Source organism: Peribacillus sp. N1 (assembly GCF_054600815.1).
The window spans coordinates 278023-291961 of record NZ_BAAHZO010000006.1; the positions used below are offsets into that span (position 1 = coordinate 278023).

Sequence of the window (13939 nt, forward strand, 5' to 3'; positions counted from 1 at the left end):
CAGCTCCTTCTGATAATTCTTCGAAGATTCATATTTCCCTAAATTCCCTTTAAGCCGCTGACACTTGTTACAATAATATTCCGAACAGGTTTTTTTCATTACTGGGCGCTAGCCTACACCCTTTAAACCATACTGCATAGGCTGTAGGGACCGTTTCAAATCAGAGTGGTCAGCATTTTAATAATACAAAAACGGAGGTATGAAATTATGTATGGAGGTTCCAACCAGGAATGTTGTTATCCGGTTTCCGTTGCACCCAGCTATGGTTATGGTGATGGTGGAGGCTGCGGCTTTGGAAGCGGCTTCGCTATAATCATTGTCCTGTTCATTCTGCTAATCATTGTCGGCGCGTGTTTATGCTAAGCAGGTAATTACTATTACCTTTACCCGAAAATGTTAACTATTTACCCTGATTCACAAAAAATTATTTATTTTTTTAAATAGACCTCAACAGGCAATAAAATAATGGTTGGAATAGGAATTAATCGATTTGATTCCATTCCTTCCATTTTTCTTTAATTAGGCCATCCATTAACTTTCAGCATTTTTTTTGTTAAAATAACCCTATACATATTATTAGAATTTTTATGGGGTGAGAGATTATGCTAACCATGGATGATTTTGTTAATGAAGACGACCCAATCTTAAGGCAAGTCGCGGTAGAGGTTCCGCTTCCGGCATCATTTGAAGATAAACAACTTTTAGCCAGCCTGATGGAATATGTCCAAAACAGCCAGAAGCCCGATATTGCTGCTATATATGGGTTAAGGGCAGGAATTGGCCTGGCTGCACCTCAAGTGAATGTTTCAAAAAGGATGATTGCAGTACATTTGAAAGAAAAAGATGATCAACTGTATAGCTATGCACTTTTCAACCCTAAACTCATTAGCCATTCAGTGGAAAAAGCATACTTGACATCCGGAGAAGGCTGCCTTTCCGTAAATCGTCCCGTTTCTGGCTACGTGCCACGTTATGCTCGAATAACGGTTGTGGGTACGGACCTGGAAGGAAAATCGGTTCAACTCCGCCTGAAAGGCATCGCAGCAATTTGTTTTCAACATGAAATCGACCACCTTAATGGAATCATGTTCTATGATCATATCAACCCGGAAGACCCTTATGCCATTCCGAAAAATTCCATTGCGGTGGAAAGGTAACGTAATAAGCAAAACCCCCGCCTGTTGGTGGACGGGGGTTTTGTTTTTTTTATATCAATTCAAGCTCCTTCAAACCAAAAAGTATGCCATCATCATCGACATCCTTCGTTACAAAGTCGGCCTCTTGCTTCACAAGTTGACCGGCATTCCCCATTGCCACGCCATATCCCGCTACTTTTAACATCTCTATATCATTTAAGCCATCTCCAAAAGCGTAAACATCCTCCAGAGCAAACCCGACTTTTTCCATTAATATTTTAATGCCTTCAGCTTTCGAACCCCCGAATGGAAGTACATCCGTCGAATACTCATGCCATCTAATGAAATGAAAGTCATCATAATTCCCAACAAAGTTCCCTTCTTCAACTTCCGAGCAGAATAATAACGCTTGGTATATATCATGGTCCTCATAAAAATCTGCCACATGTTCAGGATGGGGAAACTTCAGGCTGCTTAATGCCTCTTCAATTCGGCTATGATGAGGAACACTCGATTTCATTGTCTCCTCATTCATGAAAACGATCGGGATTTCATTTTTTTCAGCATGTTCGTGGAGCCGTTTTATTTCAGGTATGCTCAAAGGGTTTTTATAAACGACTTTCCCTTCAAAAACAACATATTGTCCATTGAAACTTACGAATGTATCGATGCCAAGCTCTTCCCTTAAGGACTCGAACATGAAGGGAGCCCTTCCTGTGGCAATCGCTACAAAAACCCCGCTATCCTGCAGTTGCTTTATGGCTTTTTTTGTTGAAGCAGGTAACTTTTTTTCATGATCAAGCAATGTTCCGTCAATATCAAAGAATACGATTTTCACTAACGATTCACTTCCAATTCATTCATTTTTTCCTTTTTTAATATGTACCCATTTAATAATTGTCATCAAGATAAGTCAAGTAACTCTACCGTATCCAACTCAAAGTTACGTTTTTTATTCAGGAATGGGCATATACTATTCTTAATTAGAAACCAGCTAAGGCTTTTCAGAATACACTTCTCCCACCCTTCTTGCCTCTAAAATCCCAGTTGCTTGTTTGAATGAGCCTTTTTTTTCAAAAATGGGCCAAGTACCTGTAAAGACGTATTTACATTATTGAATAATCCTATACAATAATAACTAAGGGAGCGTGATCGCCATGTTAAAAAAGCTTCGTAAAAAGCTTGTTAAACAGTGGAATGATCTTTTAAGAAAAAAATCTATCGCATGATTTGCCACTCATTCCTGCCTTGGCCGTCATCCATATGCGAATTTTTTTCGGACAGCCCTTCAAAAACTTGCGGAGGGCTTCTTCCTTGTTGTAAAGTTCTTGTTAAGCATTCTTTCTTGGCTTTTATATGGTCAGGTGAATACATATTTCAATCAAAATATGAGTCGTTGTCTTTTCATGAAACGCTGTACACAGTGATACTATATTAATTTAGAAAGAAATCGTTTGCGAAAAAAAGATCAGATGATTTAAGTTTTACACATGGCAAAAACGGATAGGATATAAGATAGAGGAAGCTACAATCGGGTTGATACCAAATCTGCCATCTATTTTTTTATATACTTTTAGACATTGGTATATTTAATTCATCAAACCCCTTCCGTTTTTATGGCGGAGCTGGGTTTATTTTTACATGATGTTGAAAAACATGAAAAAATTGTTGTTTTTATATATAATGAAAAAAGCAATGCAAACAAGTGAGGAGAGATTAAAATGGTTTTTAAGGTATACTATCAAGTAACCATATCAGAGGTTCCCATCAGGGAGAATACTAAAACAATGTTTGTCGAAGGTGAATCCGTTCGTGACGTCCGTTTAAAATTAAAAAAAGAACCTTATAACGTAGAAATCGTACTACCCGTAACCGGAGCATATTTAGAATATGAAAAACAAAATGAAGATTACAAAGTATTGGAGCTATAATTTATGAAATTTGTAAAAAACGATCAAACAGCTGTATTCGCCCTGGGCGGTTTAGGCGAAATCGGTAAGAACACATATGCTGTTCAGTTTCAAGATGAAATCATCATCATTGATGCTGGAATTAAATTTCCTGAAGATGAACTTCTCGGTATTGACTATGTGATTCCAGATTACAGCTATTTAGAGAAAAATGTAGATAAAATTAAAGGTGTTTTCATTACCCATGGTCATGAAGACCATATTGGCGGGATTCCTTATTTACTTAGAAAAGTGAATGTCCCTGTATACGGCGGGAAGCTGGCACTTGGACTGCTTCGTAATAAATTGGAAGAACACGGCCTTTTACGTCAGACAACCATGATTGAAATCAGTGAAGATGAAGTGATCAAGTTCCGGAAGACGTCCGTTTCTTTCTTCCGCACAACTCACAGTATCCCTGATTCTTATGGGATCGTCGTTAAAACGCCACCTGGACAAATTGTCCATACTGGTGATTTTAAATTCGACTTCACACCAGTGGGCGAGCCTGCTAACCTGACCAAGATGGCGGAAATCGGTAAAGAAGGCGTATTGTGCTTACTCTCGGATAGCACAAATAGTGAAGTGCAGAACTTTACTATGTCCGAAAGCCGTGTCGGCGATACCATTCAAGACATTTTCCGTAAGGTTGACGGCCGGATCATTTTTGCAACGTTTGCATCGAACATCCATCGCCTTCAGCAAGTTGTGGAAGCAGCCGTGGCTAACGGACGTAAAATAGCCGTTTTTGGCCGGAGCATGGATTCAGCCATATCAATTGGACAAGATCTTGGTTATATCGTAGCGCCTAAAGATACATTTATTGATGTACAGCAATTGAATCGCATGCCTGCGAATAAAGTAACCATCCTTTGTACAGGCAGCCAAGGGGAACCAATGGCAGCGCTGTCGCGCATAGCGAATGGCACTCACCGCCAAATTCAAATCATCCCTGGTGATACTGTCGTATTTTCTTCTTCACCTATCCCAGGTAACACAATCAGTGTTTCCAGAACGATCAATCAATTATATCGTGCAGGAGCAGACGTCATTTCAGGTCCTTTGAATGACATTCATACATCGGGGCACGGAGGACAGCAGGAACAAAAGCTAATGCTTCGCTTGATAAAACCAAAATTCTTCATGCCAATCCATGGTGAATACCGTATGCAAAAACTTCATGCCCGCCATGCAGTCGATTGCGGAGTTCCGGAAGAAAATTGCTTTATCATGGATAATGGTGAAGTTCTTTCCTTAAGTGAAAACACAGCACAAATCGCTGGTAAAATCCCTTCAGGTTCGGTTTATATCGATGGAAGCGGCATCGGGGATATCGGTAATATCGTTCTCCGAGATCGTCGGATTCTTTCCGAGGAAGGTCTTGTCGTCGTCGTTGTCAGCATCAATATGAAGGAATTCAAAATCGCATCGGGTCCTGACATCATTTCACGCGGATTTGTTTATATGAGAGAATCTGGAGACCTGATCAGCGATGCTCAATCCTTGATCACCAAGCATCTAAATAAGGTGATGGATCGCAAAACTACACAATGGTCTGAAATCAAAAATGAAATTACAGACACTCTATCTCCATTCCTATATGAAAAAACTAAACGCCGTCCGATGATCCTACCAATCATCATGGAAGTGCAATAAATAATAGAAGAAGCCCAGCCATCATTTGGCTGGGCTTTTTTTGTTTGGGTTTGTAAATCTCGAACGTTGAATTCACTCCAGGCACTCGCTTTCCGCGGGTTTCCGGGAGCCCCCTCGGCGCCTGTGGGGTCTCCCCTTGGCCGCGGTACTCCGCAGGAGTCTAGAGAACACTCGCACCAATCAACTTTGTTTTAACAGTAGATAGAACTCTTTTTGCCTACAGTCTTTTTTATTTTAAAAAGGAGTATTAAAACTTGTGGTGATAAGGATACTTGAATAGATTTTCTATCGCATCTTAATGGAAAGCTTCCGAAAGTAAACTGATAAGAAGCATGTATTTGTTGATTCCACCCTGTGGAAAGCCAGTGCCGGAAACACGAGCCTATCAGTACGCTTTCAAGAAGAAATAAACCAAAATAGAGAGTATTAATCATCCAAACCCATTTGTACGACTTGTTCACTTTTATCACAGTGTACAGAAAGTAAAGATCATTATGTCGATGTAAAATCTATATGCGAAACGCAAAGAAACAATATTGCGTGTAATTGCAGATGTAAAAGAAAAGAATGGTTTTCGTAGGACTACTTAAGGGAATTAAAAAATGTCGATGCAGGCTATTTCTCTATAACTACTTCAAATCCAATTTAAAAAACAAAAAAGTTTCGGAATGAGACCATTCCGAAACCTTTTTGTTTTCCTTTGATAAAAGCGCTGCTCGATTTTATCAGGACGCTTGCTTATTCCACAATTTTTTTTTCAAAGCGATTGATGTCCGAATCCGCGCCGATGACGATCAATATATCACCCTTATGAATTAAATCGCTCGCCTGCGGGGAGACATTTATTTCGTTCCCTCTTTTGATCGCGACGATATTCAGCCCATAGTGAGCACGGATATCAAGGTCAAATATCGAGTTTCCATTCATCTTTTGGCTGGCAACAATTTCGACGATGGAGTGTTCATCAGAAAGCTCCAAATAATCGAGAATATTATTGGAGACGATATTATGGGCAATCCTTCTTCCCATATCTCGTTCGGGATGCACGACAAAATCGGCCCCGATTTTCCGGAGAACCTTCTCATGATAATCATTTTGCGCTTTAACCGTTACATTTCCGACACCCAATTCCTTAAGCATGAGGGTCGTCAATATACTAGCTTGAATATTCTCGCCAATCGCTACAATGACGTGATCAAAATTACGAATACCTATGTTTCTAAGCACATTTTCATCTGTAGTATCCCCTACAACGGCATGTGAAGCTATCCTGGCAAATTCATTCACTCGATCTTCGTCAGCATCGATGGCCAGAACCCCTAATCCTTCTTCAGCTAATGTCCTGACTATGCTGCCTCCAAAACGGCCAAGTCCAATCACCGCAAATTCTTTTTTCACAATAAGCCCTCCAACGTGATTCGTTCTCTCTTTAGAGCATGTTCTGTACTGAAAAGCATTTTTACGCTTCGCTTCCTTTAAACGTTATATATTCCGTCAAGTGATTGATCGCGAGTTCAATCGCTTTTTCATCAGGACTTAACTTGGCGTGGTGCAATCCGTATTCCGATGCAACCCCCAGCCAGAACATGAATCCTGGAATCTCCTTTAACATATATCCAAAATCTTCACCAGTCATCGCTTCAGTACAACAATGCAAATGAACAGCATTTGACTTCTCTGTAAATTCCATGAATTCCCTGGTCAACCGTTCTTCATTATATACCTGGTGATACATAGCTCCATAGTCGATATCAGCCAAGCACTCATATCCCACTTGTATACCATCCACAAGCGCTTTTATTCTTGACTTGACCTTTACCATCGATTCGGGGTTAAGGGTGCGTATTGTGCCTTCTAACCGTGCTGTCTCCGCAATAATGTTTTGAACGGTGCCTCCAGTAATCTTCCCAACTGTAATGACAGCTGAATCAAGTGGATTGACATTCCTTGAAACGATTGTTTGCAGCTGCCCTACAAGCGAGCAGGCCGCAATGACCATGTCATTTGTTTCATGCGGATAGGCTGCATGCCCCCCTTTCCCCCTCAAATCGATGAATAATTCAGATGTATTGGCAAATAGAAGCCCTTCTTTTACGGCAATCGTACCAACTGGATACTCTGGAGCAATATGTAAAGCAAGGATCATGTCCGGCTTCCATTTTTTCATGGTTTCCGATTTAAGCATTGGTTCAGCTCCTCCAGGCCCCTCTTCTGCAGGCTGGAAAATGAATAGCAAGTCATCATCAATCGGATTTTCAGTGAAATATGTCAATAACCCCAAACCTATGCTCATATGAAAATCATGACCGCAGGCATGCATATATTCCTCGTGGTTGGATGTGAACGGTAATCCGGTTTCCTCTTTTATCGGCAGACCGTCAATATCAGCCCGGTAGCCAATAGTTTTTCGCGGATTCCTTCCCTTCACTTTCACGAATATCCCAGTCCGCCAAGTTTCGATTTCCATTCGCTCCTGGGCAAGGTTCGTTATGTAATTCAGTAGGTATTGCTGCGTCTTGAATTCCTTGAATCCTATCTCCGGTATTTGATGCAAATCACGCCGGATCTCGGCAAAAGGATTTATTTTCACGTTATTCCCTCCCTATACAGAAAGCGTGGATATAGTTATCCACGCTTCAGGCAATATTCACTAAAGAAATTAAAGTTGACGAAGTTCTTGCATGATTTCTGTTTTTGATTTTGTTTTTTCGTCAATTTGTTTAATGACCCTCGCCGGGATACCAGCAGCCACGGAATATGGAGGAACGTCTTTCGTTACAACTGCACCAGCAGCCACAACGGAACCTTCACCGATTTTGACACCTTCCAGTACGACCGCATTGGCTCCGATTAACACATCATCTTCCAAAATGACCGGTTGTGCGGAAGGCGGCTCGATCACACCTGCTAAAACGGCACCTGCACCTACGTGACAGTTTTTGCCCACTGTTGCACGTCCGCCCAGTATTGCGTTCATGTCGATCATTGTACCTTCACCGATAACAGAACCAATATTGATTGATGCACCCATCATGATGACTGCGTTGTCTCCAATGGATACTTGGTCACGGATTATTGCACCAGGCTCGATACGGGCTTTGATGCCTTTTAGGTCCAATAAAGGAATGGCAGAGTTACGACGATCATTTTCAACTACATAATCCTCGATTTTTGTTCCTGCTGCCTTGATTGCTTCTTCGACTTCAGACCACTCACCGAATACAACCCCTGTATTTCCTGTAATGAAAGTTTTAGAAGCTGGACCAAAATCCATGCCTGCTAAATCGCCTTTCACATATACCTTTACAGGTGTAGATTTTTTACTATTTGAGATAAAAGAAATAATTTCGTGTGCATCCATTTTATTCATTCCTGGTAAACCTCCTAAATATGTATCATTACTCGTTTTAAATTTACCAGACAACAGCCGGCAAGACAAGTTGAATGTCACTCTTATATATTATTCTGCCCTATTGTCATTTTCGTAGGCGGACCTATAACATTCCTTGGTCACGAATATGCTCTTTCACCACTTCCGTGAATGCCTGAACTTGCTTTAACTGAAAGGCAGATTCATAGCCGCAAAGCCATGTATCACGTTCGATTGAGTGGTTATGCCCATCCAGTAGAGGGATTTTAAAAACATTCGTATCCTTATCATGTAAAGTGATGGCTGGCAGGATCGCATATCCTATACCATTAAACACCATTTGTTTGCATGTTTCGATTTGATCCACGACTATGGTGTTTTTTGGTGTCGTTTTAAATTGACGATGCCACCAGTCCTGGATTTCCTGGTAATAATTAGAATCGCTTTTAAACTGAATGAATGGCCGGTCCGTTTCGAACACTTGATTCAGTTCCTTCATTTCAGTATCCACCAAATAAAGCATATCCGTGAATAAATGCTGTTTTACCCCTTTCCAATCCGGGGCTCCCCTTATGATGCCAATATGCACTTGCCCTTCATACAAAGACTTTAAAATCTCACTGCTCCAGCCAGTGATCAAGGAAATTTTGGCATACGGGTATTTTTGGACGAACTTTTTCAATACTTGCGGCAGCCAATTTTGACCGACAATCGAGGCGCAGGCTATCTTCAAGGTCCCATATACTTCATGGTCCATAGCTTGGATACTTTCCCTGACCTTTTCTTCTTTTTCTATGACTTCATTGGCCAAACGAATTACCGCTTCGCCTGCTGGCGTCAGTGACAGCCCTTTTTGTGAACGCAAAAACAGTTTCGAGCCCCAATCCTTTTCTATTGATTGTAAACGCTGAGATAAAGCAGGCTGGGAAACGAACAGCCGCTCAGCCGCTTTTCTCATATTCATTTCCTGAGCAAGCACGGATAATAAATGAAATTCTGAAAATGACATACACACCAACCTCTTGATAATCAAATCTTATCGTGATGAATTAATTTATTTAAATTTTATTATCAACAAAGTCGGCTTATAATACAAGTGAAAAGAAACGGAGTAGATATCCTTTGACGATCATTTTATTGCTTGTCATCAGTTTTGTAGCATCCTTTGTCGGCACATTGGCCGGGAGCGGCGGTCTTATCGGCATGCCATCCCTTTTGTTGATAGGTTTACCCATCCACCAGGTTATTGGTTCAGTCAAGTTTTCCAATATGTTTTCTTCTTTTTCCAGTTTTTATATTTTATTCAAGAAGAAACAGTTAAAACTGAAGGATGCCCTCCAGTTAATCCCATTTGCCCTTTTCGGTGGCTTCTGTGGCGGGCTGCTTGCTAATTCATTCTCTGAAAAGGCGATGAATCTATTGGCCATCTGTCTTTTGACTGTCGCTTTGATCATGAATTTCATAAAAAAACCGAAACCTTCCGGTGATACGGATTGGCATCTCCCAAAAAAGGTTTACCCATCCCTATTCGGAATCAGTGTTTATGACGGTATGTTCGGACCGGGACAGGCAACCATGCTCATGTATACCTTTTTAAGAAATGGGGCCACCTACCTTCAATCCCTGGCTTTTACTAGATTCCAAACTTTCATTAGCTGTACAGCTGCATTCATCACCTATTTCCTTGCCGGTAACATTGCCTGGGAGATCGCCATTTATTACACGATAGGTTCCCTAATCGGATCACAGCTGGCCCTGCGGGTGGCTCAAAAAATCTCCACTCGACAATTGAAATTCATTTTACATTCGGTCACGATCGCATTATTGATTCAATTGATCATCAGAGTCGCGTTTCCTTAAAAAAGGCAAACTCCATTTAAAGAGTCTGCCTTTTTTTTCTATGCCTTCTTATTTTTTCTTAATCTCGTAAGTAACAGGAAGCTGATTATAGAGAAGACTAGAACAATGAGATAAATCGTCTGCAGTGACAATGTAAGTCCTTCCTGTAAAACCTTCACCACATTTTCAGGAAGCGACATGCGTTCTTCACTGTTCAACAGTTTGTTAGCCGTATTTATCGTCACTCCCGAGCCGGAAGGCGCATGCTCGTTCAAATAGGCTTGAAGTCTCATATTCATGATTCCTCCAAGCAATGCGGCACCTACCGTATTACCTAAATTACGCATAAACATATTGGAAGCTGTCGCAATGCCCCTGCGTTCCCAGCTAACTGTTTTTTGAATGACGACAATGAATGAGGTAGAAGTCAACCCCATGCCTACACCGACAAAGAATGATCCCATGGCAGCAATCAGTGGCCCGGCCTCCGGCTTCATCCATACTAGGATCAAACTCCCAAGGACCAATGAGCACCCTCCAAGGAGGGAGGTTGATTTGAATCCTATTTTCATCAATAACCTGCCTGAGATCATTGATGCGATCGGCCAGCCAATCGACATGGCTGTCAATGTAAAACCAGCTACCGTGGGTGAGCGCTCCATCACGCCCTGAACGAATGTCGGGAGGAAACTTGATAATCCAATCATCATCACCCCTGTCGTCAGGGATACAAGGTTCGCAATCAGAATCGAACGCTCCTGCCAAATTTCAAATGGCATCATCGGTTCGGCCGCTTTCTTTTCCTGAAGGATGAATAAGATGAAGGTGATGATGGCCACTAATGCTAAGGAAATGACCGGAGCTGAAGCCCATGACCATTTCACTCCTCCTTCTACGAGTATCACCATAAGAGTGGATATGGATAACGTCAATAGCGCTGCACCCAAGTAATCGATATCACGTTTTTTCTTTTCGATTTTTTCATGAAGGAAAAGCCAAATCCCAATAAAAGATAATAAGCCCAAAGGAACATTAACCCAAAAGACAAGCTTCCATGTCAGGGATTCAACGAGCACGCCGCCCAAAGCGGGTCCCATGACCGCTGAAATGCCCCAAACGCTCGATAGATACCCTTGAACGCGGGCCCTCTCTTCATTTTTATAAATATCACCAACAATCGTCGAAGCTACAGGAGCTACAGCTCCCGCCCCGAATCCTTGTACAAAGCGATAAATGATGAGTTCCGTCATGGAATCGGCAAAGCCGCAAAGAATGGAGCCAATTAAAAAGACAACGATTCCAAACAATAAGACAGGTTTTCTTCCGAGAATATCCGATAGCTTACCATAAATCAAGACTGTTACGGCGTTCATTAGCAAATAACTTGAAAACACCCAGCTGTAAAGTGAAAAACCACCTAAATCACTTACAATGGCTGGCATTGCCGTCGAAACGATCGTTCCTTCAATAGCATTCATAAACATAGCCAACATGATGGCAGCTAGTATGAAGGGACGTTTCAATTTTTCATTCTGCACTTTTGCACTATCCACTGCTTGGCCCAATTCCCGCATCCTCCCCTTAGACCTTAATTGTTTTTATAGACTTTACCACTAGCTGGGTAGAATATGTAAAAAAACAAGAAAACTCGCCAACTGGCGAGTCTTGAGGTTAACCATCATTTTATGCCTTGCTTATTTATCAGGTGTATTTTGTTTAAATACCTTTTTCAAGATTGCCCTTCTCGTTAAGATACCTTCAAATACATGTTCGTCATTCTCTACACAGACAAACGGATGATCAATCAACAATTCCACACCCTTGGTCAATGTATCTTCAATATGCAGGCGAGGTATTTCTATATTCATTATTTCGGAAACTTTTTTATTCTCAAGATTATCAAATTCAATTCGCTCCAGTCCCAAGATTGAATCAAGAATGACTGGTGTGCTAATTAAACCATGCAGTTTATACATTGGATCTAACACAGGAATGGCCGTATAACCGCTCTTTGTTAATACCAATAGTGCATGTTCTAAATTATTGGTTACCTGCACGTGGGCCACGCGTTCAGAAGAAATCATTAAGTCTTTAACGCTGGTTTCCAATAAATCCCCATCATGAGTACCGATCATGTTAAAACCCCTTACCATATGTTTTTATATACAGCTCTTTCTATAGTTTAACATATGTAAGCGGAAAAGGCTCATTCCTAGACCAATAAAATCCCAATCGGCGGGATTTCCGCAATAGACCCTTAGCCCTTACTAGTTTTGATGTTAACCTGTTTAAAACCGCATTCCGGGCATTGGTAAATCACATTTTGGTTGGATTGTGCGGTTAATACATTTTCCATTTCCCTTTCCTCACCGCATGCCGGGCATATTACCATTGGATTTTTCATTTACATCCCTCCAATTAATAAGATGTCGTAAAAATCACTACTTCATTCAAGTAAAAATTGACCGGTTCAAAATAAAAAAGCCGCTTCCAATGGAAGGCGGCTTTTTGTGATTTTTTTAAGATTGAAGAAGATCAAAGATTTCAATGGTAATCATATCAATATTATCGAATTGATATTTAGATGATTTCCCTTTATCACTGTATACTTCAAGCTCGAACATTTCTGTTTTGCTGAAATATGTAACCTGGCACTTTTTCACACCATCTATTTCAAAAAAACGTTGAGCAGATTCAGATTCCTTCGCTTGCTCTTGAAGACTTTTCAATCTGGTAAGGATGCCCTGTAATTGAGACATACTCCCTCTCCTTTCTGAATAAAACCTTTTCGATAGGTTTCACTATACCATACTTTTCTATCCAGTAGCCACGCTGAAATAAATTCAGAATAATTTAAAACTTCATTCTTTACATGGCACTATTAACAGAATAAAATAAGGAATGGATTTTGTACATGAAAAATTTTCTGGGGGTAGATTCAGTTGCAAAACATTAGTGAGCTTGGATATCGCATTTCATTGATTGATGGTTTTGATTTGGATAGAAGAAATCGTACAGGAACATATGTAATTGCCGATGAAGACATCACCTTAGTCGAAACTTCTGCCAGCCCTTCCATCCCCCACTTAATGAAGGGGCTCGAACATTTGGGAATCGCCCTCGAAGATATTACATATATCATTCTTACCCATATTCATTTGGACCATGCAGGCGGAGCAGGACTTTTTTTACAACATTGTCCGAATGCGAAAGTGATCGTCCACCCAAAAGGCGCACGGCATCTAGAAGATCCAACACGTTTGATAGCTGGGGCTAAAGCGGTCTATGGTGAAGAATTCAACAAGCTTTTCAATCCGATATTACCTATTCCAATAGATAGAATCCTGACTAAACATAATAAGGAATCGCTAAAAACAAGTGAAAATTCCAAGTTGACCTTTTATGACACGCCAGGACACGCTAACCATCATTTAAGCATTTTCGATTCAGTTTCAAAAGGGATGTTTTCAGGTGACACCGTAGGCATCTATTATCGTGAACTCGATGAAGAAGGTTTGGAATTTTACTTACCGTCCACATCGCCAAACCAATTTAATCCCGATGCGATGCTTGCTGCAGCGGAATTGTATGAAAGCATCGGCGTCGAACGTATATATTTTGGTCATTACGGGGTATCGGAAAATCCTAATGAAGTCTATAAACAACTTCATTACTGGCTGCCTAAATTCGTGGAGACTGCCAAATCGGCATATAGGGAATATGCTGGCTTCGAGGAACAAGTGGCAGCTACCAGTAAAAATATTTTCACGAAGGTCGCTGTTCATTTAAGCGAAAAGGGAATCACAGCTGATCATCCTGTTTTTGATATCATTGCCATGGACCTTAACGTTTGTTCCATGGGATTGATAGACTACCTGATAAAACAGGATAAAGATCGGTAGAATGGTCCTTAAGGTTTTTTCCTATTCAAATGTCTTGGCATTCTCTATAATGAAAAAGTAACCCTTACCTAAAGCATACATGGAGGA

General features: G+C 40.9%; 15 protein-coding genes. 6 read left to right on the forward strand and 9 right to left on the reverse strand.

What is annotated here, in order from left to right; genetic code table 11:
* Positions 1 to 207 precede the first annotated feature (207 nt).
* Together ACYP5M_RS22140 and def are read left to right on the forward strand one after the other, a co-directional pair.
* Positions 208 to 363, forward strand: coding sequence for a YjcZ family sporulation protein (locus ACYP5M_RS22140; RefSeq protein WP_063231991.1), 156 nt, complete (start codon positions 208 to 210; stop codon positions 361 to 363).
* A gap of 239 nt (positions 364 to 602) precedes the next feature.
* Complete coding sequence (gene def, locus ACYP5M_RS22145; RefSeq protein ID WP_434169013.1) at positions 603 to 1157, forward strand: peptide deformylase; 555 nt, start codon at positions 603 to 605, stop codon at positions 1155 to 1157.
* Positions 1158 to 1206: 49 nt separating this feature from the next.
* Here def and ACYP5M_RS22150 read toward each other — a convergent pair whose 3' ends face one another.
* Complete coding sequence (locus tag ACYP5M_RS22150; RefSeq protein WP_434169012.1) at positions 1207 to 1974, reverse strand: Cof-type HAD-IIB family hydrolase; 768 nt, start codon at positions 1972 to 1974, stop codon at positions 1207 to 1209.
* 883 nt (positions 1975 to 2857) lie between these two features.
* Between ACYP5M_RS22150 and ACYP5M_RS22155 the strand changes: the two genes are divergently transcribed.
* A complete protein-coding gene (locus ACYP5M_RS22155; protein WP_034314070.1) occupies positions 2858 to 3067 on the forward strand; it encodes a DNA-dependent RNA polymerase subunit epsilon in 210 nt (69 codons plus the stop codon).
* Between the two features lie 3 nt (positions 3068 to 3070).
* A complete protein-coding gene (gene rnjA / locus ACYP5M_RS22160) occupies positions 3071 to 4741 on the forward strand; it encodes a ribonuclease J1 (protein WP_034314071.1) in 1671 nt (556 codons plus the stop codon).
* 738 nt (positions 4742 to 5479) lie between these two features.
* Here rnjA and ACYP5M_RS22165 read toward each other — a convergent pair.
* The 4 genes from ACYP5M_RS22165 to ACYP5M_RS22180 form a co-directional block, all read right to left on the reverse strand.
* Entirely contained in the window at positions 5480 to 6142 is a 663-nt protein-coding gene (locus ACYP5M_RS22165) for a potassium channel family protein (RefSeq protein ID WP_284702805.1), read from the reverse strand.
* A 58-nt stretch (positions 6143 to 6200) separates the two neighbouring features.
* A complete protein-coding gene (locus tag ACYP5M_RS22170) occupies positions 6201 to 7325 on the reverse strand; it encodes an N-acetyldiaminopimelate deacetylase (protein ID WP_427574172.1) in 1125 nt (374 codons plus the stop codon).
* 75 nt (positions 7326 to 7400) lie between these two features.
* On the reverse strand, positions 7401 to 8111 hold the full coding sequence (gene dapD / locus ACYP5M_RS22175) for a 2,3,4,5-tetrahydropyridine-2,6-dicarboxylate N-acetyltransferase (RefSeq protein ID WP_459735527.1): 711 nt from the start codon (positions 8109 to 8111) through the stop codon (positions 7401 to 7403).
* Positions 8112 to 8235: 124 nt separating this feature from the next.
* On the reverse strand, positions 8236 to 9120 hold the full coding sequence (locus ACYP5M_RS22180; RefSeq protein WP_063231999.1) for a LysR family transcriptional regulator: 885 nt from the start codon (positions 9118 to 9120) through the stop codon (positions 8236 to 8238).
* A gap of 113 nt (positions 9121 to 9233) precedes the next feature.
* On the opposite strand from ACYP5M_RS22180, the gene ACYP5M_RS22185 reads away from it, so the two are divergent.
* Positions 9234 to 9971 (forward strand): sulfite exporter TauE/SafE family protein, encoded by a 738-nt coding sequence (locus ACYP5M_RS22185; RefSeq protein ID WP_452445084.1) that lies wholly within the window; start codon positions 9234 to 9236, stop codon positions 9969 to 9971.
* 38 nt (positions 9972 to 10009) lie between these two features.
* Here ACYP5M_RS22185 and ACYP5M_RS22190 read toward each other — a convergent pair whose 3' ends face one another.
* The 4 genes from ACYP5M_RS22190 to ACYP5M_RS22205 form a co-directional block, all read right to left on the reverse strand.
* Positions 10010 to 11515, reverse strand: a complete 1506-nt coding sequence (locus tag ACYP5M_RS22190) for an MDR family MFS transporter (RefSeq protein ID WP_434169010.1) — start codon at positions 11513 to 11515, stop codon at positions 10010 to 10012.
* A gap of 129 nt (positions 11516 to 11644) precedes the next feature.
* Positions 11645 to 12085, reverse strand: coding sequence for a cyclic-di-AMP-binding protein CbpB (gene cbpB, locus ACYP5M_RS22195; RefSeq protein WP_101224526.1), 441 nt, complete (start codon positions 12083 to 12085; stop codon positions 11645 to 11647).
* Positions 12086 to 12207: 122 nt separating this feature from the next.
* Complete coding sequence (locus tag ACYP5M_RS22200) at positions 12208 to 12354, reverse strand: hypothetical protein (RefSeq protein WP_202190634.1); 147 nt, start codon at positions 12352 to 12354, stop codon at positions 12208 to 12210.
* Between the two features lie 115 nt (positions 12355 to 12469).
* On the reverse strand, positions 12470 to 12709 hold the full coding sequence (locus ACYP5M_RS22205) for a YkuJ family protein (RefSeq protein ID WP_034314086.1): 240 nt from the start codon (positions 12707 to 12709) through the stop codon (positions 12470 to 12472).
* A 183-nt stretch (positions 12710 to 12892) separates the two neighbouring features.
* Between ACYP5M_RS22205 and ACYP5M_RS22210 the strand changes: the two genes are divergently transcribed.
* The gene (locus ACYP5M_RS22210; protein ID WP_434169009.1) at positions 12893 to 13852 is read left to right on the forward strand and encodes an MBL fold metallo-hydrolase; all 960 of its coding nucleotides are present in this window, start codon (positions 12893 to 12895) and stop codon (positions 13850 to 13852) included.
* Positions 13853 to 13939: the final 87 nt, after the last annotated feature.